Below are 22509 nucleotides of genomic sequence, written 5' to 3'. Positions count from 1 at the left end.
TGAAAGTTTAAAAATACCTACTTAGAAAAGAGGAAAAAAAATGAGATTTCCAGATGTTAAAGACAATAAAATATTTGGCAGAGTACTTAATTTATTGTTTAATAACATAGATATAATTTTATTTTGCAGTATAGTTTTTGTAAAACTTATGTCTTATGAAAAAGATATATCTTCAGGCTATTTAAATAAATCTGTAATCTTTCCAATAGCCGCATCGATATTAATATTAACAAGTTTTTCATTTGCTTTTAAGGAAAAAACCAGGATTAGTTTTTTATATATAGCTGATATTGTATTAAGTGCAATACTTATAGCAGATTTGATGTATTATAGGTATTTTAAAGATATTACTACAGTGGCTGCTATAAGAAATGCAAAGTTGTTACAGGGGGTGTCGTCCAGTGTCAGCAGCGTAGCTAGTGTTAAGGATCTTTATTATCTATTGGATTTGTTCATTTTGCTTCCTGTGGCAAGAATTTATAAAAAAAAGAAAAAAAATATAAAGCCTTTACCCAAAAGATTATTGAGTTTTTTGATAATATTTGTATTGGGATTTGGGATTAATGCAAGTGTTTTTTATAGGGTTTCTAAACAGCAGCCTACATTGCTTACGTCTATGAGTAACAGGATATACTTAACTAATATGATAGGAGACGTTGATTTCCATCTAGTGGATTCTTATAATTACATAAGTAATAGTATTAAGAATTCAAAGAAATTGCCTGATCAAAAAGAAAAAGATATTAAGACATTTTTGCAGAATAACAATAAAGATACAGATGAAAGCAATTTCAAGGGTATAGGAGAAGGAAAAAATCTGATAGTAATTCAGGTAGAAGCTCTTCAGGGTTTTGTAATAAATCAAAAGGTAAATGGTCAGGAAATAACGCCAAACTTAAATAAATGGGTAAATAAATGTATGTATTTTGACAATTATTTTTATCAGGTTGCAGGGGGAAATACATCAGATGCAGAGTTTATGTCCAACAATTCACTTTATCCGGCACAATCGGGAGCTGCCTATTATACTTATAGTGGTGACAAATATGATTCTCTGGCAAGTTCTCTGAAAGATAAAAATTATTATACTGCAGCTCTTCATGGAAATAGTGAGGGGTTCTGGAATAGAAATGTTATGTATAAAGCCCAGAGTTTTGATGATTTTTTTGGAGAGCACAGCTTTAATGTTGATGAAAAAATTGGACTAGGGCTAAGTGATAAATCCTTTTTAAATCAATCTTTGGAAAAAATGAAAAGTTTTAAACAACCTTATTATTCTTTTCTAGTTACCTTAACAAGCCACTTTCCCTATGAAGCTGTGGACAAGTATGGAGATTTTAATGTAGGTGAGTATGAAGGAACATTCATTGGCAATTATTTAAAAGCCATACATTATACAGATGCACAACTAGGTGAATTTTTAGATAATCTTGAGAAGGATGGAATAATGCAAAATTCTATTATAGCATTATATGGAGATCATTTTGCTATTCCAAAAGACAATGCCCAGCAGCTTTTTAAATTTGAAAATGAAAGCAATAGCGATGATTATACATGGTTTAAATATCAGAAGGTACCTTTACTACTGCATTTTCCAGGTGATGAATATGCAGGGGTAAATCATAAGTATACTGGCCAGATGGATTTATATCCAACCTTAGCTAATATGTATAATTTGCCTAAAAACTATATGTTCGGAAATGACATGTTAAATGGTACTAGTCAAAAAGTTATTTTTAGAAATGGATCTTTTATAGATGGACAAAATTTATACGTATCTTGGTCTAACACCTATTACAATTTAAAATCTGGAACTAAAGTAAATGAAACTGAGGAACTGAAAAATGAAAAAAATGAGTACACAAAGGAATTAGAGTATTCAGATGATTTGTTGAATCATAATTTGATAAATACATTTGATCAGGAAAAGGGAAATTAAATGAATAGTATATTTAGAGTATGATATCATTATATCTAGAATAACAAGCCACATCGTAGATGATTTTTCTATGATGTGGTATTTTATTTACTCATACTGATATATATTTTATGAAATTAATAATTGTTTGCAATATCTTTTAGTATCTGGGAACTAGCTGAAAGTTCCTGGAGAAGGGCATTTATATCTTCAAATTTTGAAACTTCATTATTGAAGGTATCATTTATATTATTCATATTTTTTGATATATCAGATATGGAATATTGAATCTTTTTTAAAATTTGGTCGATTTCTTTTAAAGAATCTGAACTGGAAGAGGATAATTTCCTTATTTCATGAGCTACTACATTGAATCCTTTTCCATATTCACCTGCCCGGGCAGCTTCTATAGAAGCATTTAAACCGAGTAAATTGGTTTGATTAGCTATATTTTTTACAAAAGCTAGTATCTCATCAGTTTCACTGGATTGATTTTTTGTATCTTCAATACTATTTTTTATTTCATCATTAGTTTTAGCTATAGCTTGTACATCCATTGATAAGCTGTTAGTAGATTCGCTAATTTTGTTCAATGCATCTGAAAGGGACTGTGATAAGTTAGATATCTTAAAACTTTTGCTTAAATCTTTTACTATTGCAGCAGATCCTGCAACAATGCCATTGTCGTCTATAACTGGAATGGATGTAGATTCCACTTCCTTTCCAAATATTTCTTTCGAAATTCTTTCAGTGGCAATTCTTTTAGTTTTCATTGCAGTATAGTCCGAACCTGAATTTGTTATTTTATCACCAGGTTTTACATCTAAATTAAATTTTTCATTGCCGAATATATATGTATATTTTTCGGTATCCGATACAGATATTAGAATGTCTTCTTTAAAGAAATTTTGTAAACAAGGTGCTATAGAAGTAAATGCGGTTAATTGTTTAATATTAAAAAAGCTTTCCATTTATTTATGTTCCTCCTAATAATAAGGTAAAATTATTTTATTGTTATGATTATACCATATTGTACAGATAAAGATAACATTTACTAGTATATGTAAAAAATTTAAAGCATATTATTTATATATAGTAAAATATAATCTTTGATTTTAACAAAGATATTTATTCATAGATTTACCTATCTGACTGTAATGAGGAGGAGTTTCATTTTTGGAACTGAAAAATTAAATATGTTAATAAAAAATATATTACAAGTTATTTTTGTCATATTTATATTTATTGTACCTTTTAGTTTAGTAGTCCTGCTATGGTTTGATGTGAAAGAATTCATTAGGGAAATACGAGATATTCATAAAAAATAGCAATTTATAGGAGAATGATATGACAGATGGAGATTTTTTTACTTTTAGTGAATATATGAAAAAAGAGTATGATGTTTTAACAGCATCTATGGAAGATTATTTGGAAATGACATATAGATTAGCCCACAAAGAAGGGTTCACTAGAATTCATGAACTGGCAAAAGCTTTGAATGTACAACCTCCTTCAGCTACAAAGATGATCCAAAAACTTGCTGAGTTAAATTTTATAAATTATGAAAAATATGGGATAATAATTCTTACAGATGAGGGTAAAAATATGGGACAATATTTGTTAGATAGGCATAATATTGTTGAAAGTTTTTTAAAAGTTATTGGCATATCAGAAGATGTATTAGAACAAACAGAAAAACTGGAGCATACTATAAATAGCCAAACTGTAAGGCATTTAAAAGATTTCATAGATTTTGTAAATATAAGACCAGATGTGATTGAGGATTTTATAATTTTTAGAAATAAGAAAATGATGATAAAGAAGAATTCAAAATAAAAGGTATTGATACTTTATTAAAGACTATTTTATGATATAATTAATTTATAATAATAAATTGTAAAAAGGATGAATAATATGGATTTTATATTTAAAAACGGTTCTGTAGTTTGTAAAGTGTTGTTCACATTGATTATTATTTTTATCCTTATAAGGATAATACCTTTATTAGTGACAGTTGGAATTGCCGCATTTGTGCTTTTTAAAGTAGGAGGGTATTTTAAAAGTAAAAAAAGAAATAAATCAAGAAAAAAAATGTGGATAATATAGAGAAAAATCAAGAGGATCCATTTGACATTTGCCATGAAAAAATTATAGACGTAGATTATGATGAAATTAAAAAATAGTAACTCAGCTGAAAAAGTGGAGTGAATTTTAAACAATTAAATCAGAAAGGAGTTGAAAACCTTTTAGGTTATGTTATGATAAAAACTGCTGTAATTACAATAAGTGATAAGGGGTCACAGGGAAAGAGAATTGATAAAACTGGACCTGAAATAGAAAATGTTTTAGATAAATCTAAATATAATATTGCATATTATAAGATAATACCGGATGAAATGGAAGATATAGAAAAAGAACTGTGTTATGCCTGTGATGAGTTGAAAGTGAACTTAGTACTTACAAATGGAGGGACAGGTTTTTCTTCCAGGGATGTTACTCCAGAGGCAACTTTAAAAGTTATAGAAAAAAATGTACCTGGTGTAGCAGAGGCCATGAGGACGAAATCCTTGGAGATAACTCCAAAGGCAATGCTTTCAAGAGCGGTGTGCGGTATAAGAAAAAAAACACTGATTATAAATTTACCAGGAAGCCCTAAAGGGGCAGTGGAAAACCTTCAATTTATATTGCCTGCACTGCCACATGGTATTGATATATTGATGGGATGGGATTCTGAATGTGCAAAATAGGCATACAGAAAGGAGAATAGTTTATGGAACTAACTCACATAAATGAACAGGGCAGAGCGAGAATGGTAGACGTAAGTGAAAAGAAAAATACAGAAAGATGTGCAATAGCTGTAGGTTCTATATTCATGAAAAAAGAAACTTTATCTATCATATCAGAGGGAAAAGCAAAAAAAGGAGATGTACTTTCTGTAGCTCAGGTGGCAGGGATAATGGCTGCAAAAAATACTGCTAATATAATTCCCATGTGTCATTCTATAAATATAACAGGTTGTGATATAAAATTTACATTGGATTTTGAAAAGTCTAAAATTGATATTGAAGCCTCTGCAAAAATTTCAGGAAAGACGGGAGTTGAAATGGAGGCATTAGTAGCAGCTAGTACAGCAGCTCTTACTATATATGATATGTGTAAGGCTGTGGATAGAGCAATGATAATATCCAATATAATGCTTGTTGAAAAAAGTGGAGGTAAGTCTGGAGTGTTTAAGAGAAAGCTTTAAATATATTTTTGTAATGGGGGAAAAAATTATGGCCACAGTTGTTTCAGTAAATATAAGTGAAAGAAAAGGAGAAATAAAAAAACCTATAGGAAAGGGATTATTCAAGCAAAATAATGGCTTGGAAAATGATGCTCATGCGGGAAATTGGCACAGGCAAGTGAGCTTGCTTGGGAAAGAGAGTATTGACAAGATGAAAGCCCTTGGAGTAGACAATTTGTCTAGTGGAAAATTTGCAGAAAATATTACTACTGAAGGTATTGTTTTATATGAGCTTCCAGTGGGAACTGTGCTTAAAGTAGGAGAAGTAATTATGGAAATCACACAAATTGGGAAGGAATGTCACAGCGGATGTGCCATACGGAAACAAGTTGGAGATTGTATTATGCCCAGAGAGGGAGTATTTGCCAAAGTAACCAAGGATGGATGGATATATGAAGGAGATCTTATAACTTTAGTTAAACCATAGATTTAATTATAATACATAAATGTGCAGGAGAAGCTGCCTCAGAATAGAAAATAATTTCTATTCTGAGGCAGCTTGGTTTATATGGAATCAAGTTAATCTTGAATTTTTACATCTAGAAGATCCAATATAAACATAAACAATGGGATACCTATGAGAAGCCCCCATATGCCCATAAGGTGTTCAGAAACTATTAATACTATGAAAGTAAAAAATATAGGAAGTTCTACTTTGGAAGACATTAATTTTGGATTTAAAATATAACTTTCAATACCATGAATTATTGCGATCATGATTAGTACATATATTACCTTGGTAAAACCACCTATACTGAAGGCAATAATACAAAGAGGAATAAGAGATATTATCACTCCAGCTATTGGGATTAAACTCAATATGAATATCATAAAGCCAATAGTAACTATCTGAGGGAAATGAAGTATAGAAAGCATTATCACCGATATAAAAGTGTTAAAAAAAGCTATTAAAATTTGAGCCTGAATTACTTTTCCAAATGAATTTAAAAAATTTTTCCCGAAAAAACACAGATATTCGTATAATCCAGATATTTTACTGAATTTAAATTTTTCTAAAAAAGAAATAACCTTATGTTTTTCCAGCATGAAAAATAAGCTGAGCATTATAGAAATAAATATATTAATACTCCATTTCCCTATATTTGTAGCAAGCTGAAGGGATATATTAAATCCAGATTTTAAATAACTTTTTATATCTATTTGACTTAATATATCAATTAAATATTTTTGAGCCGTATCTGAATTAGAATTTGGCTTTAGTTTAAATTCCGATATATTATTTATTATATATTTGGTTTGATTTATAAGCTGTGGAACAAATTCTACAACAATCAGTATTATGGATAAGAACAGCAGCGCATATAGGACTATCGTAGTAACCTTTTCTTTTGCTGCAGTTACTTTAGTAACTCTTTTCAATACTAAATTTTGAATGCTGTTTATTATATAAGAAAATAAAAATGTGAGCAAAAATATATCAAATACAGATTTAGACCAGTAGAAAAAAAGCAGCAGACCAATAAAAAAAAGTACTCTCTTTACAGATTCTTTTGAAAAAAATTCTTTTATGGAATTCATATAATCTCTCCTCAGTATATCTTATGTAGTATACATTAAATAAATCCTGTGTTTATAACGTCATATTACCTATATTATATTATATTATAAAAGTTATTCTATACAAATTTCAAGTGATATTTAATAAAATTAGAATTGATTATAAAAAATATTAATAAATTTAAAATTAATTATTGCATATTTATAATTTATAATGTATAATTATAAAAAAATAACTGGGGGAAAGAAATATGAAAAAGATAAGTATAATAGTGTTAAGTGTAATTATGGTATTTGCACTTTTTACAGGCTGCGGAAGTAGCAGCACATCTAATAGTAGTGGAGAGGATAATTCACTCCAGAGAGTTAAAGATTCTGGTAAATTATCCATAGGATTGGATGATTCATATCCACCTATGGAGTTTAGAAATGATAAAAATCAATTAGAGGGATTCGATATAGATTTGGGAAAGGAACTTGCTAAAAAGCTGGGAGTAAAATATAATCCTGTAGTTACAGATTTTAATGGGATAGTCTTGGCACTGCAATCGGGAAAATTTGATGTTATATTGGCTACGTTGAGTATAACTGATGAGAGAAAAAAAAGTATAGATTTTATAGGACCTTATATTAATGGAGGACAGATAATTATAGTCAAAGCAGGAAATACATCCATAAGAACAAGGAATGATTTAAAGAATAAAATAGTGGGAGTTCAGCTTGGAACTACTGGAGAGCAGGCTGCAAACAAAATAAGCGGTATTAAGGAAATTAAAAAATATGATAAGATAACAGAGGCCTTTCATGAAGTTAGCATAGGAAGAGTTGATGCGTTAATATGTGATTCTGAGGTAGGCGAATATTATGTGGCAAAGGACAAAACAGGCTATTCTGTGTTAAAAGACAAGCTTACTAAAGAACCTGTTGGAATGGGTATAAAAAAGAAGGATAAAAAATTACAGGGAGCTTTGAATAAAGCACTGGAGGATCTTAAAAAAGATGGTACATTGTCTAAACTCTCTATAAAGTGGTTTGGACACGATATTTATAAAGAAGAAAATTAATTAAGTAAGGATAAAAGTTGCAGTTTCACTTTTATCCTTATTTAATATGTTATAAAATAATAATATGACAACTTTGTGTTGGTAATAATATTAAATTTAAAAGGAGGGAACCTTTCTGTGATAGAACAAATAAAAAATGATTTGCAGGATATAGCGGAAACTATCAAAGCAGTAATAGATATTGATATCACTATTATGGATAGAAAACTTTTGAGAGTGGCAGGCACTGGAAAGCTTAAAAGAAAAGTTGGAATGAGTGCGCCTAAAAATTCCGTGTTTGAAAAATGTTTAAAAAGTGGAAAATCATATTTTATTGAAAATCCGAGAAATTGTACTGAATGTATAGTTTGTGAAACAAAAGTACAATGTGATGAAAAGGCAGAAGTATGTTTCCCCATAATCATAGATGACAAAGTTGAAGGTGTCATAGCGATGATAATATTCGACGATGCTAAAAAGGAAATGTTTCTTAAGAAAAAGGATATTTATGAGAGTTTTGACAGGAGAATGGGAGAGCTTATCTCGTCCAGAATAAAAGAAAAAAATATGCACCATAAATTGGAGTATAAATCTACTGAACTTTTAACTATAATAGATTCTGTAAATGAAGGAATTATAACTATAGACGGCCATAATAAAATATTGAATTTAAACAGATATATAAAAGAAAAATTTAAGTTAAAGGAAACTTACCTTATAAACCAGGATATAAGCAGGATTATTCCAGATAAAATAGTCAATAAGTTCAAACCAAATAATTATTATATAGAGGAAGAAACTGTAACCGTGGATTTTAATAAATCAAGATTTAACTTCCTATTATCTGTTAGACCTATAAATTTTGATAAAGAAATATATGGAGCAGTAATAACTTTTAAAGATTTTAATAAATTACAGCAATCTGTATTTAAAATAGATGGGAAAAATTCCATGTTTAAATTTAAAGATATAATAGGAAGCAGTAGTGTTTTTTCTCAAGTTAAAGATCAAGTAAAACAAGTGGCAAAGAAAAACATGCCCGTTTTGCTGCTAGGTGAAACGGGCACTGGAAAAGAGCTTTTTGCAAGAGCCATACATTGTGAAAGTTATAGAAAAAATGAAATATTTATGCCTATAAACTGTGGTGCTATACCTGAAACACTAATGGAAAGTGAACTATTTGGATATGAAAGAGGAGCTTTTACTGGAGCCAGTAACAGCGGAAAAATGGGTAAATTTGAAATAGCTAAGGATGGTACCATATTTTTGGATGAAATAGGAGACATGCCACTTCATATGCAGGTAAAACTTTTGAGAGTTTTGGAGGAAAAAGAAATTATGAGGGTAGGAGGCGTAAATACAATAAAAGTAAATCCTAGAATAATAGCTGCCACAAATAAAAATTTGTATAATATGGTAGAAAAAGGACAATTTAGAGAAGATTTATTTTATAGATTGAATGTAATACCTATAAGAATACCTGCTCTTCGCGAAAGAGGAAATGATATACTGGAACTTTCACAGTATTTTTTAGATAGATATAACAATATATATGATAAAAGTATAAAAGGTTTTTCTGAAAAAGTAGAAGAAATATTTTTGAGTTATTCCTGGCCCGGAAATGTTAGAGAACTTCAAAATCTCATAGAATATGCAATGAATTTTGAAAAGGAAGATTCCATAAGTCCTGAGACTATAAGGGGAAGAACGGCTGAGACCAGTGAAGATCCTATAGAATATAGAAGTCTTAAGGATATGGTGTTGCAATATGAAAGAGAGGTTATAAGTAACCTTATGGAAAAGTATGGATCGGATATTGTTTCAAAAAAACTTATAGCTAAGAAGTTAAAAATAAGTACAGCTACACTGTATAGAAAAATAGAAAAAAGCTGAGATTTCATATATCAAAAATGAGAATAGATTATCATTTTTGATATATAGAATTGGATATAGGCAGTTTTAAACATAAAGAGTATATATTTAAGGTATATGCTCTTTATGTTTATCATTATTGAGAATTAGGGGGAATAATATGGACTGAAACCATTGGCATGATAATTGCTGTCAATATTCACAGGGAAGAGGAGGTTTATCTATGAAAGATTATAAATTATTAGTAGATATATTAAAAGATCAGGTAGTGCCGGCTTTAGGATGTACAGAACCAACAGCAGTGGCTTATGCTGTTGCTAAAGCCAAAGAAACTTTAGGCGGAGATATAAATGGTCTCGATATATATGTTGATAAAAATATATTTAAAAACGGAAAAGAAGTAGGTATACCTGGGACGGATAGGAAAGGTATTTTGACAGCAGCAGCTTTATCCATGGTTGTAGGTAAATCGGAGTACAAATTACAGGTATTAAAGGATGTTTCAGATAAAAGCTTAAAGAGTGCACTTAATATAATAGATAAGAATATAATTAAATTAAACCTAAAAAAAGATGTAAGGGGTTTATATATAGAAGTAATTGCAAGGCAAAAGGGTAGTTACTCTAGGGTAATAATAAAGAACAGTCACTTAAATATAATTTTGATTGAAAAAAATGGACAATGTATTTTTTCACAAAATGAAAAAGACAGTATAGTTAACAAATCATCTTTGAGGGATAAAATAAAAGTATTTACCATAGAAGATTTTAAAGATTTTGTAGATAATATTTCTTATGACAGCATAAGATTTATTGAAGATGGAATAGCTATGAATGAAGACATAGGTAAAACAGGGTTGAAATTGGATTTGGGAATAGGTATTGGAAATCTATTCAACGATAGTTCCAGTGTGGGACAATATGCTAAAGCTATTACATCTGCTGCATCAGAAGCAAGAATGTCAGGATATCCAATGCCGGTAATGAGTAGTGCAGGGAGTGGAAATCACGGATTAGTGGCTATACTTCCTATAGCTATAGTAGGAGAAAAAATGAAGTTGGGAAAAGAAAAGATAGTGAGAAGCGTTTCTCTCAGTCACCTTGTAACTATTTATATAAAAAGTTATATAGGGGCCTTGTCACCAGTATGCGGATGTGGAGTAGCAGCTGGCGTGGGAGCTAGTGCAGGACTTTCCTATCTAATGGGTGGAAATTTAATTCAAATAAAAGGGGCCATTAAAAATATGATTGCAGGAATAAGCGGCATGATATGTGACGGTGCAAAAATTGGATGTTCATATAAATTAGCCATATCTGTAAATGCAGCTTTAGATGCAGCTAAAATGGCAAATAGAAATATCTTTATACCATCTAAAGATGGTATATTGGATGAATCAGCAGAAAAAACCATACAAAATTTAGGAAGGATATCTGTTGAGGGAATGGCAAATACAGATGGGGTTATCTTAGACGTAATGATGGAAGGATGTAAATAATACTTTAAATTATGTGCTAGTTGAAATATACCGGTACATAATCTCTTTATATTAATTTTTAAAAATTCTAGAAATCGTATAAAATTATTCTCTAATGGGATGTTTTATGATAATATTAAATTAAGAAATAGAAAGGAGTTTTATAAAAAGGAGATGTAAACGTTATGAATACAAACAATAATTATCTGAAAGAAACCACATACGGATGGGACAATTTTTCTAAAATTATAGTTTTTATTGGATGCATTTTCTGTTTACTTGCTGCTTATGAAGCTTTTTTAGGACTGCTGATGATTTTATATGCTTTTTGGAGAAGCCGATCCAGAAATATTATGAGAAGAATTAGAGAAGAGAGGGCCTTGCTAAAATTTCTGAATAGCATATATTGTATTGTATACAATATAAAATATCATAGGATGTCTTTAGAAATTTTAGGATTAAAAAACAAGAAAAAATATAAAAAATGCCCTAGATGCGGCAAACCAATTTTATTAAAAAATTCAGTTAAAAATGATGTAATATTATGTCCTAAATGTTCTTTGAGATTTAAAGCAAAGTAATTATTATTCAAATAAAATTTGATATTTCAATAGTAATATATTAATAACAGTCATATGATCCACAGACTGTTATTTTTTATGCTTAAACTTCACCTGAACCTTAAAGAAACTTAATAATAAAAAACTTATTATCACTATTGATATATATCACTATTGATAATGGATTATAAAGTGATATAATTATTATATCGCAAAAGTTTAAGTAGAATTTTATAAAGGTGGAGGTAATAAACTTTGGAGAAAATTGCGTTGATAACAGACAGCACCAGTGATATGCCTAAAGACATGGTGGATAAATACAATATAAAAATACTTCATTATAGAATAATATATAAAGATAGGGAATTTATAGACAGAATAAATATAACACCAAAATATGTTTATGATAATTTAGATAATGAGATACCTACATCTTCATTGCCTTCTATAGATGAAATGGAAAAATTGTTTAAAAGCCTTCAGGATCAAGGATACACTCATGCCATAGTTGTAACTCTTTCTGGAGGATTAACCGGTATTTTAAATGGAGTAAAATTAGTTAGTGAAAATTACCCTAAAATTAAAACTTATATATATGATTCCAAATCCATTTCTATGGGAGAGGGTATGATAGTTGAAGAATGCGGAAAGCTTATAGAAAAGGGAGCCAGTTTTAATGAAATAGTAAATAAGCTGCCATCCTTAAGAAAAAGATTACATTTATATTTTGTAGTTGGAACTTTAGAATATTTGAAAAAGGGTGGAAGAATAGGCAAGGTAGCTGGTACTATTGCGGAACTTTTAAATATAAAACCTATTGTGGCAATTGATATAAGCGATGGTAAATATTTTACTTATGATAAAGTAAGGGGAAGAAAAAAATCTTTAAGTAGAATAGTTGAAATTGCAAACAATATTCTCAAGACTAAAAAATGTAGAATGTGTATTTTAGATGGCTGTGCATTGGAAGATGCTAAAAAGGTATTTAATGATGTAAAAGAAAACCAAAATGTGACTTCTGCAAGTTTTGGAGGAGATATAAGTCCTGTAGCAGGTTTACACAGCGGACCGGGCCTAGTGGGATTAGTGTTATTTGAGGAAGAATAAACTTTATGAGTAAATTCAGTTTAGAAAAAGATACAAAGGAAGAAGAAAAGCGGCTATATAAAGAATATAAGAAAAAGCTTGCTGAACTTAGAAAGGTAAAAAAAGAGAAAGAGGCTGTAGGGCAGGTATTCACAAAAGGTCTTCTTCCAATATATGTGCTTTATATTTTAAGTTTAGATGCTACTAATGGAAATGATATATCCCACAAAATAGGTGAAAGAACTGGAGGAAGATGGATACCCAGCACAGGAGGAATTTATCCATTGCTAAAAAAACTGGAAAAAGGTAAATTGATTGAGGGAAAATGGATTGATTCTAAGAATAAAATGCAAAAAATATACACTTTGACCGATTTGGGTGTTGGTGAACTGAAAAGCAGAAAAAGACTTTTGAAAAGCAAAATAGAAGAGTCATTGGAAGTGTTTAATATAGTGTATGAGGATCTGTATGGTGTTTCAGAGGATTAGAATCCCTCTGAAACTTATTTATTTTAATTTATTTTAGAATGTTGTTGTTTAAATTCTTTAAAAGACAGTGATACAGGTCTGCTTGTTCTGTAGACTCCATATAGTAATACAATTAAAGCAAAACCAAAGGAAATTATATTTATAATCATAGGTGAAGTGTAGTTATGTAAAAGTTTGTCCCCTAAGAGCATTTTAAATGATGTATGGGCGAGTATAGCACCTCCCAGATATATTATCATAGGATGCCTGTTCATAAGTTTTGCTACATATTGGCTTCCAAAAAATATGATAGGAATATTTAATAATAATCCAAATACTATAAGTAATATGTGTCCCTGTGCAGCACCTGCAATTGCCAGAACATTATCCAAGCTCATGGTAATATCAGCTATAACTATGTTGGAAATTGCCGTGAGGTATTTGCCCGTTGGATTTATTTGTTTCTTTTCTATTTTTTTTGACTCAGGTTTTATAAAATTCCAGGTAATCTTTATGAGTAATAGTCCGCTGACTAATTTTATAGGAAGCCATTCTATTAGCAATATATAGGTAATAAGGCAGGCAAACAGTATCCTTAAAAAAACTGCAGTAAATACTCCAATCATTGATGCCAATTTTGCATGCTTTTTTGGCAGTTCCCTAGTTGCCAGGGCAATTACTCCTATATTATCTCCACTTAAAACTATGTCAAGTAAAGTTATCTGCAAGGCTCCTGATAAAAAGGTAGCTAAATTATCCATTCCGTATACTCCTTTTAATAGTAGATTTTAGCAGTAAACACTAATTTTATTTCTACAAAATAATATATTCTTTTAATATGCCAAATATTACCTTATACATGTCCACTGGTTTTATTCTAACATATGCATTGCATAATGTAAAGTATATTATATAATGTGGTTTTTATATCTATATAATTTAAACTATAATATATCAATATAAGTAGGAGCTTTGCAATGAAAGGGTGAATTAAAATATTAAGGATAAGAACAGGTAAAAATACTTCAATTATTTTAATGATTTTTATCTTATTGCTCTCAAGTGTATTTTCCGTAAAAGCTGCATCTGGCGGAGATAATAAACCAATCCATGGCAAGGTTATTAAAATAGAAGCCAATGGTGATAAAAATTCTCAAAGATTTTCTAATGTAGATGTAAAAATTATTTCCGGGAATCTTAAGGGCAAAACAATTACTGTACAGAATTTCGTAGGAGGAAAGATAAAAGATGAGGATAGCAGTACTCAAAGTTTTGTAAAAGTTGGGGACGAAGTGCTAATTAATGTTGATAAATATGATAAAAAGGGAAATGTTGAAAAGGCATATATCTATGAAATAGTGAGATATAAATATCTTTATAAACTGGGAATGTTTTTTATTCTACTCTTAATAATTATAGGAGGGAAAAAGGGATTTAAATCAGTTATAACTTTGGCTATAACTGGATTTATGGTGCTGAAGGTTTTAATACCTCTTGTAATACAGGGGTTTAATCCAATAACTGTTTCTTCTCTTATATGCATGTTTGTAATTGCGGTAAATCTTATCATAATAGGCGGGAAAAATGAAAAAACCTTAGCAGCTATTATAGGAACTTCGGGAGGAGTACTTATCGCAGGAGCTATAGCAATATTTTCAAATTCTATAATAAGAGTAAATGGACTTACTGACGATCAAATGCAATCCATTATATATACTGCGCAAAATTCTAATTTTAATTTTCAGGGGCTTTTGTTTGCAGGGATAATCATGGGAGCCTTGGGTGCAGTTATGGATGTGAGCATATCCATAGCTTCTTCTGTAAAGGAGATTGAAGAAGTTAAACCGGATATAACCGTGAGAGAATTGATAAAGTCCGGTATGAATGTAGGTAAGGATATTATGGGGACTATGGCCAATACTTTAATACTTGCCTATGTAGGAGGAGCTATGTATATAATGATCATGATTTCCTCCTATTCTTATGGTACTTCCATTGCCACAGCTGTTGATCAGGACATTATTGCTTCAGAAATATTAAAGGCTTTGGCCGGCAGTATTGGATTGATTTTTGCAATTCCAATTACAACAGCTGTATCTGCGTTACTTGTTAAAAGGCATAGGGAAAAAATACAAAAAATACCTGAAGAAGAAAAATGAAAGTAACATTTTTTTATCTAAACAAATATAATACAGTGAAGTAAATTGAAATGGGAGGATATGAAATACAATGGAGGTCACTGTAAATTTTTATACTGTTTTAGATGAAAATTCTGAGGACTTAAAAAAATTTCATAGTCAAGTAAAGTCCAATGATCCTATATATTTAACTCTTCAGGTAGGAGATATTATAATATCCCAAAAGGATAATTTACAATATGTTATAGTTAAAACGGTGAAAAATCTTTATAAAGAAGAGTTGGATATATATATAGCTGGGGTAAAAAGCAAGGAAGAAATAATGGATGAAATAGAAAATCTGGCTAATAAGACTATAAAATCTGTATTGGAGTCCATTAAAGATACATTGGATTTTGATGAGAAAAAGGATTTTAGCAAAAATTAAACCTAAAAAACACTATTGAATTCATTTATTCTTATGATTTCAATAGTGTTTTTGATAATAGGAAGATTAAAATTTAGAGGTATGTGAGATGAACAAGAGTATATTAAAGAATTTAGCATGTGAAAGTAGAGATGAACTAATTGAAAGGGTACAGATTAGAGCCCTACAGTATGGTATACAGAAAGATAATATTGGAGATTCAAGTGATTACATAATTGTAAATGGAACTGTCCTCAGTAAAGAGGAAAAACTGCAAAGAAAAAAACTTATTGAGAGAATTAAAAATTTAAATGATAATGGGGAAAAGGGATATGACAAAGTTATTGAGAAAATTGCATATACCTGGTTTAATAGATTTGTAGCACTGAGGTTCATGGAAGTAAATGATTATTTACCTACAGGGGTTAGAGCACTATCTTCTTCTTTACCAGGAAATATTGAACCGGATCTAATAAGAGATGCTTTTGAAGTAGAGCTTCCGGTAGATACTAAAAAAATATACCACATGAAATCAAATAATGATATGGAAGGCCTATTTAAATATATGATAATAGCCCAGTGCAATAGCTTAAATAAAACCCTTCCATTTATGTTTGAAAAGCTGGGAAATAGTACTGAATTACTATTTCCAGGGGGAATTTTAAATGAAGGAGCTTTTATAAGAAGGTTGACAGATACAGACCTAATACCTGAAAGCGATTGGAAAGATGTAACTATTATAGGCTGGCTTTATGAATATTATATATCTGAAGAAAAAAATAAGGTCATGAAAGCGAAAAAGAAATATACTAAAGAAGAAATACCCTATGTTACACAACTTTTTACTCCAGATTGGATAGTTAGATATATGGTTGAAAATTCACTGGGAAGATATTGGGTGGAATCCCATCCAGAGCACAGTGATCTAAAGAAAAATTGGAAATTTTATATTGAAAATCCTCATACTGTGCTTGAAGAAAAATTGCTACCTTATATAGATAGGAAATTGAGAGTTGAAGACGTTAAATGTTTTGATCCGGCTTGTGGTTCTGGGCATATACTTATATATATGTTTGATGTATTATATCAGATATATGAGAAGTGTGGCTACATGCAGAGGGAAATACCAGAATTGATTATAAAGAACAATCTTTATGGAATGGACATAGATGACAGGGCATATCAATTGGCATGTTTTGCCGTTGTCATGCAGGGAATGAAATATAACAAAAAGCTTCTCAGAAGTGCAGAAAGAAAATCCAGGAGCAACGAGGCAAAAAGCATAAGTTTAAATATAGTGTCTATACAGGAGAGCAATAGTCTTAATGAGGATGATATAATTTATATAGCAGGGGAAAGATTGGGGAAAAATTATACTAAGACAAAAGCATTTATAGAGAAATTTAGAAATGCTAAAATATACGGCTCATTAATACAATTAAGGGAGTTTGATGAAAGCTTTTTTAAAAGTAGATTAAAATACATAATAAGCAATCCGGTGGAAAATTTAACTCAAAATGAAAGCAGAAAAAAGGTTATTAGACTATTGCCTAAGTATATAAAACAGGCTAAGATAATGTCAGAAACCTATGATATTCTAGTTACAAATCCACCCTATATGGGAAACAAGTATTTCAATCCATTGCTTGGGAAATATATTGCTGAAAATTATTCAGAGGTAAAAGCAGATATATTTTCTGCATTTATAGTATATAGTTTTTCCAAAGTTAAATATAATGGCTGTTTGGCATTTATGGTTCCCTTTGTATGGATGTTCATACAATCTTATGAAAAACTAAGGGAAATTATAATTCACCATAAGAATATAAGTAGTTTAATTCAGCTTGAGTATTCTGGATTTGAAGAAGCTACAGTGCCAATTTGCACATTTACTTTGAGAAATTACAATGTGGATATTGCGGGAGATTATATAAAATTGTCAAGTTTTAAAGGAGCTAGAAATCAACCGGTAAAAACTAGAGAGGCAATAGCTAATCCCTGCGTAAATTACAGATTTGCCGTAAATCAGAAAAAGATGAAAAGCATTCCGGGAAAGAGATTTGGATATTGGCTTACTGACCGGGAAATTGAAATACTAAACAGAGCAAAAGTCATAGCTGATGTTTCATTTCCATGTACGGGTATGCAGACGGGAAACAATGATGCATATATAAGGCAGTGGTTTGAAGTAGAATACGACCTTATAAGTTTCCCAGGAGAAGATAACGGTGAAAAATACTGGATACCATATCAGATGGGTGGGGAAGCCAGAAAATGGTATGGAAATGTGTCTGAAATAATTTATTGGAAGGATAATGGCCAAAAGGTAAAAAGGGAAAAAGGTTCTGTTATAAGAAATGAAAAATTTTTTTTCCACAGAGGTATAAGCTGGAAAAGAATAACTTCAGGTAGGAATACTATAAGGGTGCTAAATGAAGGCTTTATTTTTGATCAATCTGCAGACTCAATATTTGTAAAAAATGAAGCCGATTATAATTATATATTGTGCTTTTTCAATACTAAGATAATGATGAATATTTTTGAATTCATTTCACCTACATTGAATCTTACTGCAGGTACTGTTAAACAAATTCCTGTATATATGGAACATAACATATTACTGAGAAAAAAAATTGATTTTTTGTGTGAAGAATGTATACGTATATCTAAAAACCACTGGGATTCTTTTGAAACTTCATGGAATTTTAAGAAGCATCCTCTGCTGGTTTATAAAAAAGGATCAAATAGTATAGAGGAAGCTTATGATAATTGGCGTGATTTTTCAGAAAAACAATTCTGTAGATTAAAAGAAGCTGAAGAAGAATTAAATAGAATATTTATACAAATATATGGATTTGAAAATGAAATGACTGCAGAAATTGAAGAAAAAGACATTACAATAAGTAGGGCCAATAGGGAGAGGGATATTAAATCCTTCATATCTTATGCGGTGGGATGTATGTTTGGAAGGTATTCTCTGGATACAGAGGGAATTGTATATGCCGGAGGAAAATGGAGTGATAAGTGGCAAGCCACAAGTGAAAGCTGGGAGGTTAGAAAGACAAAAATGGATGCAAAGGGTAATGTTATTTCTGATAATTGGGTGAATTCTACTTTTGTCCCTGCTCAGGATAATATCATCCCAATATTTGATGAAGGTTATTTTCAGAATGATATAGTATCTAGATTTATAAAATTTATAGGTATAACTTTTGGAGAGAAGAATTTATCACAAAATATTAATTTCATAGCACAAACTCTCAAAAAAAATAAGGATGAAAGTGATAAGGATACTATAAAAAGATATTTTCTCAAAGATTTTTTTAAAGATCATGTTCAAATATATAAAAAAAGACCTATATATTGGCTGTTTACTTCGGGAAATCAAAAAGCTTTTAACTGTTTAATTTATATGCATAGATATAATGAAGGTATTTTGTCCAAAATAAGAATGGATTATTTGCATGATCTTCAAGATAAATTAGACAGAAAAGAAAAATTCTTAACTCATATTATAGAGGAAAGTTATGATACCTATGAAAAGAGTTATGCAAAGAAAAAGCTATCAACCCTTTACAAAGCAGTGGATGAATTGAAACAATATGATGAAAAGTTGCATCATATTGCTGATATGAAGGTGGAAATTCATTTGGATGACGGAGTTAAAGCTAATTATGAAAAACTTGAAGCGCTTTTAAAATAGGATAATATACATATACAAGTACAAGGGGGTAAGAATGTGAAGTTTAGATTGGAAAAGGATTTGCTTGGAGAAAGGAAAATTGAGGCTTCAGCTTATTTTGGAATTAATACTAAAAGAGCTCTGGAAAATTTCAATCTATGTGGTAAAATAGTAAACCTGAATTTAATTAAAGAGATTGCACTTATAAAAAAAGCGGCTGCAATGGTGAATGCGGATTTGAAAGAAATAGGAAATGTTAAAGCCAATGCTATAATTAAGGCCAGCGAAGAGGTTATAGATGGTAAATTTGATGATCAATTTGAGTTAAGTGCATTTCAAGGCGGTGCAGGCACATCTACCAATATGAATGTAAATGAAGTCATAGCTAATAGAGCTATAGAAATACTTGGAGGCGAAAAAGGAGATTATGTACTGGTACATCCCTTAAATGATGTAAATATGTCGCAATCTACAAATGATGTATATCCTACGGCCCTTAGAATTACAGCTATACGACAGATAAGAAAGCTGAGCGGTTGTTTGGCAGATTTACAGGAAGAATTGCAGATAAAGGAAAATAAGTTCTCAGATATGATAAAACTTGGGAGAACTCAATTGATGGATGCACTTCCCATGATGGCAGGTCAAGGATTTGGAGCTTATGCCAAGGCAATAGCAAGGGACAGATGGAGAATTTACAAGGTAGAAGAAAGATTAAGGGAAATTAACATAGGAGGTACTGCTATAGGTACAGGACTTAATGCCACCAACAAATTCATATATGAGATGACAGATGTACTTCAAAATCTAACAGGTCTTGGTCTTGCCAGATCTGATTATCCCATGGATGTAACCCAGAATTGTGATGTATTTGTAGAAGTTTCAGGGCTTTTAAAATCCCTGGCTGTCAATCTTTTGAAAATTTCCAATGACTTAAGACTCTTGAATTCAGGTCCCAGAGGAGGAATTGGAGAGATAATTCTTCCTAAGGTCCAAGCAGGTTCCACAATTATGCCAGGTAAAGTTAATCCTGTTATAGCGGAAATGGTGGGTCAGGTGAGTATGAGGGTAATATCAAATGACACTGCTATTACCATGGCCAGTGCTTCAGGACAGTTGGAATTAAATGCTTTTACTCCACTTATTGCGGAATGTCTGCTTGAATCATTGGAGCTTTTGGAAAAGACAGTTATAATATTTAAGGAAAAATGTATTGAGGATATTCAAGTTAATGAAAAAAGGTGTGAGAAAAACCTTGAATCATCTACGGCTATAGTAACAGCTCTGGTACATTATATAGGATATGACAGGGCCAGTCAATTGGCGGAAAAGGCATTAAAGGGGAATAAAACAATAAAAAAAGTTTTATGTGAAGAAAAAATATTGTCCAAAGAAAAAATAGATGAGATTATGAATCCTTATCAACTTACAAAGCCAGGGATACCTGGAAAATAATATTGGAGGTGTAATTATGAGTTTAAATGAATCTCCCCGTTCTGTAAGAATACATATAGCTCTTTTTGGAAAAAGAAATGCAGGAAAATCAAGTATTATAAATGCTATAACTGAACAGGATATAGCTATAGTATCAGATGTAAGGGGAACTACTACAGATCCGGTGTATAAGTCTATAGAAATTTTGCCTATAGGCCCCTGTGTAATAATAGATACCGCAGGACTTGACGATGAGGGACAATTAGGTCATCTCAGGAAGAAAAAAACCATGGAAGTTTTAAATAAAACAGATGTATCATTGGTGGTAATAGATTTCACCGTTGGAGTTACGGATTATGACAGATATATGATAGATGAAATTAAAAGTAAAAAAATACCGTTAATAGTGGTGCTGAATAAAACTGATCTATTGAATATAGATAATGATTATGTTGAAAATATAAAAGCAGAATTGAATTTGCCGGTTATAGCAGTATCTGCTGCTTCGGGGAAGGGGATTAAAAAATTAAAAAATGAAATAGCAAATGTACTACCTGAAAACGAAGATAAATTTAAAATAATTGGGGATTTAATAAGTCCGGGGGATTTTGTGGTGCTTGTTACCCCTATTGATAAGGCAGCACCTAAAGGAAGACTTATACTGCCACAGCAGCAGACAATAAGAGATATTCTAGAAAGTGATGCCATGGCAGTAGTAACAAAAGAGTATGAACTTAAAGAAACATTGGAAAATTTAGCTAAAAAACCTAAAGTTGTAGTTACGGATTCCCAGGCATTTTTAAAAGTGGCAGCGGATACACCTAAAGATATTTTAATGACTTCCTTTTCCATATTATTTGCCAGATACAAAGGGGATTTAGTGGAGCTTATAAGGGGAGTAAAAACTATAAAAAAGTTGAAAGATGGAGATAAGGTGTTAATTGCGGAAGGATGTACCCACCATAGACAGTCTGATGATATAGGAAAGGTGAAGATTCCAAGGTGGATAAGGCAGATTACGGGGAAAAAAATAGATTTCCAATTTTCATCTGGTGTTTCTTTTACGGATGACATAAAAAGATATTCACTTATAGTTCATTGTGGTGGATGTATGTTAAATAGATCCGCCATGCTCTATAGGATCAATACTGCAAAAGAATTTAATGTACCTATAGTTAATTATGGTATACTTATTGCTTATGTTCAGGGAATATTGGATAGGGCTTTAAAACCATTTCCAATGGCTAAGATGATATGGGACAGTATGGAAAATTGATTTTTTTAAATCAACTGCGAAAATTATTAAAAAATTCTATATAAATATTCGGATATATTTTTGAATATAAAAGGCATAATTAATATCATTTAAGTGAATTAATCATGCTTTTTTTGAATGTAAAAAAATAGATAAGATATTAAAATATATTCATAAGTTATTTAAAAATAATTGTAATTTTGAATAAACATTGTAATTTAGATTCATTAAATGTATACATATATTGATAAATTATAAATAATAAAACGTTATTATGATAAAATGACAATAAAATAATATAAAAAATAATAAAATAGCATTGAATTGTATAAAAAATGGTGGTATTATTATAAAAACATTCATAATTGAT

The 22509-nt window shown here is 30.6% G+C and carries 20 protein-coding genes; 17 read left to right on the top strand and 3 right to left on the bottom strand.

Annotated features, from left to right (window positions below; genetic code table 11):
• Nucleotides 1-40: 40 nt before the first annotated feature.
• Nucleotides 41-1939 carry an LTA synthase family protein gene (locus AB8U03_RS10470; RefSeq protein ID WP_369704504.1) on the top strand — a complete coding sequence of 633 codons (1899 nt, stop codon included), beginning with the start codon at nucleotides 41-43 and terminating at the stop codon, nucleotides 1937-1939.
• 116 nt (nucleotides 1940-2055) lie between these two features.
• On the opposite strand, the gene AB8U03_RS10465 is transcribed toward AB8U03_RS10470, so the two are convergent.
• A complete protein-coding gene (locus AB8U03_RS10465) occupies nucleotides 2056-2889 on the bottom strand; it encodes a methyl-accepting chemotaxis protein (RefSeq protein WP_369704503.1) in 834 nt (277 codons plus the stop codon).
• A gap of 376 nt (nucleotides 2890-3265) precedes the next feature.
• On the opposite strand from AB8U03_RS10465, the gene AB8U03_RS10460 reads away from it, so the two are divergent.
• From AB8U03_RS10460 to AB8U03_RS10440, 5 genes are all read left to right on the top strand, one after another.
• Nucleotides 3266-3754 (top strand): metal-dependent transcriptional regulator, encoded by a 489-nt coding sequence (locus AB8U03_RS10460; protein WP_369704502.1) that lies wholly within the window; start codon nucleotides 3266-3268, stop codon nucleotides 3752-3754.
• 78 nt (nucleotides 3755-3832) lie between these two features.
• A complete protein-coding gene (locus AB8U03_RS10455; protein ID WP_369704501.1) occupies nucleotides 3833-4024 on the top strand; it encodes a hypothetical protein in 192 nt (63 codons plus the stop codon).
• Between the two features lie 152 nt (nucleotides 4025-4176).
• Nucleotides 4177-4665 carry a MogA/MoaB family molybdenum cofactor biosynthesis protein gene (locus tag AB8U03_RS10450; protein WP_369704500.1) on the top strand — a complete coding sequence of 163 codons (489 nt, stop codon included), beginning with the start codon at nucleotides 4177-4179 and terminating at the stop codon, nucleotides 4663-4665.
• 23 nt (nucleotides 4666-4688) lie between these two features.
• Nucleotides 4689-5165, top strand: coding sequence for a cyclic pyranopterin monophosphate synthase MoaC (gene moaC / locus AB8U03_RS10445; RefSeq protein ID WP_369704499.1), 477 nt, complete (start codon nucleotides 4689-4691; stop codon nucleotides 5163-5165).
• 28 nt (nucleotides 5166-5193) lie between these two features.
• Nucleotides 5194-5631, top strand: a complete 438-nt coding sequence (locus tag AB8U03_RS10440) for an MOSC domain-containing protein (protein ID WP_369704498.1) — start codon at nucleotides 5194-5196, stop codon at nucleotides 5629-5631.
• A 92-nt stretch (nucleotides 5632-5723) separates the two neighbouring features.
• On the opposite strand, the gene AB8U03_RS10435 is transcribed toward AB8U03_RS10440, so the two are convergent.
• Nucleotides 5724-6743, bottom strand: a complete 1020-nt coding sequence (locus AB8U03_RS10435) for an AI-2E family transporter (RefSeq protein ID WP_369704497.1) — start codon at nucleotides 6741-6743, stop codon at nucleotides 5724-5726.
• Nucleotides 6744-6973: 230 nt separating this feature from the next.
• Between AB8U03_RS10435 and AB8U03_RS10430 the strand changes: the two genes are divergently transcribed.
• From AB8U03_RS10430 to AB8U03_RS10405, 6 genes are all read left to right on the top strand, one after another.
• Nucleotides 6974-7786, top strand: a complete 813-nt coding sequence (locus AB8U03_RS10430; RefSeq protein ID WP_369704496.1) for an ABC transporter substrate-binding protein — start codon at nucleotides 6974-6976, stop codon at nucleotides 7784-7786.
• A gap of 117 nt (nucleotides 7787-7903) precedes the next feature.
• Nucleotides 7904-9658, top strand: a complete 1755-nt coding sequence (locus AB8U03_RS10425; protein WP_369704495.1) for a sigma-54-dependent Fis family transcriptional regulator — start codon at nucleotides 7904-7906, stop codon at nucleotides 9656-9658.
• Nucleotides 9659-9860: 202 nt separating this feature from the next.
• The gene (locus AB8U03_RS10420) at nucleotides 9861-11132 is read left to right on the top strand and encodes an L-cysteine desulfidase family protein (protein ID WP_369704494.1); all 1272 of its coding nucleotides are present in this window, start codon (nucleotides 9861-9863) and stop codon (nucleotides 11130-11132) included.
• A gap of 164 nt (nucleotides 11133-11296) precedes the next feature.
• The gene (locus tag AB8U03_RS10415; protein ID WP_369704493.1) at nucleotides 11297-11692 is read left to right on the top strand and encodes a hypothetical protein; all 396 of its coding nucleotides are present in this window, start codon (nucleotides 11297-11299) and stop codon (nucleotides 11690-11692) included.
• A gap of 234 nt (nucleotides 11693-11926) precedes the next feature.
• Entirely contained in the window at nucleotides 11927-12778 is an 852-nt protein-coding gene (locus AB8U03_RS10410) for a DegV family protein (RefSeq protein WP_369704492.1), read from the top strand.
• Nucleotides 12779-12783: 5 nt separating this feature from the next.
• A complete protein-coding gene (locus AB8U03_RS10405; RefSeq protein ID WP_369704491.1) occupies nucleotides 12784-13245 on the top strand; it encodes a PadR family transcriptional regulator in 462 nt (153 codons plus the stop codon).
• A gap of 23 nt (nucleotides 13246-13268) precedes the next feature.
• On the opposite strand, the gene AB8U03_RS10400 is transcribed toward AB8U03_RS10405, so the two are convergent.
• Nucleotides 13269-13985, bottom strand: coding sequence for a TerC family protein (locus AB8U03_RS10400; protein ID WP_369704490.1), 717 nt, complete (start codon nucleotides 13983-13985; stop codon nucleotides 13269-13271).
• Between the two features lie 276 nt (nucleotides 13986-14261).
• Between AB8U03_RS10400 and AB8U03_RS10395 the strand changes: the two genes are divergently transcribed.
• From AB8U03_RS10395 to hydF, 5 genes are all read left to right on the top strand, one after another.
• Nucleotides 14262-15383, top strand: a complete 1122-nt coding sequence (locus AB8U03_RS10395; protein WP_369704489.1) for a YibE/F family protein — start codon at nucleotides 14262-14264, stop codon at nucleotides 15381-15383.
• Nucleotides 15384-15453: 70 nt separating this feature from the next.
• Nucleotides 15454-15789: a hypothetical protein gene (locus AB8U03_RS10390; RefSeq protein WP_369704488.1), complete on the top strand. Its 336-nt coding sequence runs from the start codon at nucleotides 15454-15456 to the stop codon at nucleotides 15787-15789.
• A gap of 88 nt (nucleotides 15790-15877) precedes the next feature.
• The gene (gene pglX, locus AB8U03_RS10385) at nucleotides 15878-19471 is read left to right on the top strand and encodes a BREX-1 system adenine-specific DNA-methyltransferase PglX (protein ID WP_369704487.1); all 3594 of its coding nucleotides are present in this window, start codon (nucleotides 15878-15880) and stop codon (nucleotides 19469-19471) included.
• 36 nt (nucleotides 19472-19507) lie between these two features.
• Nucleotides 19508-20905: an aspartate ammonia-lyase gene (locus AB8U03_RS10380; RefSeq protein WP_369704486.1), complete on the top strand. Its 1398-nt coding sequence runs from the start codon at nucleotides 19508-19510 to the stop codon at nucleotides 20903-20905.
• 16 nt (nucleotides 20906-20921) lie between these two features.
• Nucleotides 20922-22160, top strand: coding sequence for a [FeFe] hydrogenase H-cluster maturation GTPase HydF (hydF, locus tag AB8U03_RS10375; protein ID WP_369704485.1), 1239 nt, complete (start codon nucleotides 20922-20924; stop codon nucleotides 22158-22160).
• The last annotated feature ends 349 nt before the right edge of the window (nucleotides 22161-22509 follow it).

This window comes from Clostridium moutaii (assembly GCF_041205085.1).
Classification (GTDB): Bacteria; Bacillota; Clostridia; order Clostridiales; family Clostridiaceae; genus Clostridium_B; species Clostridium_B moutaii.
Note: the sequence above shows the minus strand (reverse complement) of the source record. Positions and strands in the feature narration are given on the sequence as shown.

What these genes read in the sequence shown, in the direction of transcription:
- AB8U03_RS10470 (WP_369704504.1), top strand. Translation starts at nt 41, where the DNA reads ATGAGATTTCCAGATGTTAAAGACAATAAAATATTTGGCAGAGTACTT.
- AB8U03_RS10465 (WP_369704503.1), bottom strand. Translation starts at nt 2,889, where the DNA reads ATGGAAAGCTTTTTTAATATTAAACAATTAACCGCATTTACTTCTATA.
- AB8U03_RS10460 (WP_369704502.1), top strand. Translation starts at nt 3,266, where the DNA reads ATGACAGATGGAGATTTTTTTACTTTTAGTGAATATATGAAAAAAGAG.
- AB8U03_RS10455 (WP_369704501.1), top strand. Translation starts at nt 3,833, where the DNA reads ATGGATTTTATATTTAAAAACGGTTCTGTAGTTTGTAAAGTGTTGTTC.
- AB8U03_RS10450 (WP_369704500.1), top strand. Translation starts at nt 4,177, where the DNA reads ATGATAAAAACTGCTGTAATTACAATAAGTGATAAGGGGTCACAGGGA.
- moaC (WP_369704499.1), top strand. Translation starts at nt 4,689, where the DNA reads ATGGAACTAACTCACATAAATGAACAGGGCAGAGCGAGAATGGTAGAC.
- AB8U03_RS10440 (WP_369704498.1), top strand. Translation starts at nt 5,194, where the DNA reads ATGGCCACAGTTGTTTCAGTAAATATAAGTGAAAGAAAAGGAGAAATA.
- AB8U03_RS10435 (WP_369704497.1), bottom strand. Translation starts at nt 6,743, where the DNA reads ATGAATTCCATAAAAGAATTTTTTTCAAAAGAATCTGTAAAGAGAGTA.
- AB8U03_RS10430 (WP_369704496.1), top strand. Translation starts at nt 6,974, where the DNA reads ATGAAAAAGATAAGTATAATAGTGTTAAGTGTAATTATGGTATTTGCA.
- AB8U03_RS10420 (WP_369704494.1), top strand. Translation starts at nt 9,861, where the DNA reads ATGAAAGATTATAAATTATTAGTAGATATATTAAAAGATCAGGTAGTG.
- AB8U03_RS10415 (WP_369704493.1), top strand. Translation starts at nt 11,297, where the DNA reads ATGAATACAAACAATAATTATCTGAAAGAAACCACATACGGATGGGAC.
- AB8U03_RS10405 (WP_369704491.1), top strand. Translation starts at nt 12,784, where the DNA reads ATGAGTAAATTCAGTTTAGAAAAAGATACAAAGGAAGAAGAAAAGCGG.
- AB8U03_RS10400 (WP_369704490.1), bottom strand. Translation starts at nt 13,985, where the DNA reads ATGGATAATTTAGCTACCTTTTTATCAGGAGCCTTGCAGATAACTTTA.
- AB8U03_RS10395 (WP_369704489.1), top strand. Translation starts at nt 14,262, where the DNA reads ATGATTTTTATCTTATTGCTCTCAAGTGTATTTTCCGTAAAAGCTGCA.
- AB8U03_RS10390 (WP_369704488.1), top strand. Translation starts at nt 15,454, where the DNA reads ATGGAGGTCACTGTAAATTTTTATACTGTTTTAGATGAAAATTCTGAG.
- pglX (WP_369704487.1), top strand. Translation starts at nt 15,878, where the DNA reads ATGAACAAGAGTATATTAAAGAATTTAGCATGTGAAAGTAGAGATGAA.
- hydF (WP_369704485.1), top strand. Translation starts at nt 20,922, where the DNA reads ATGAGTTTAAATGAATCTCCCCGTTCTGTAAGAATACATATAGCTCTT.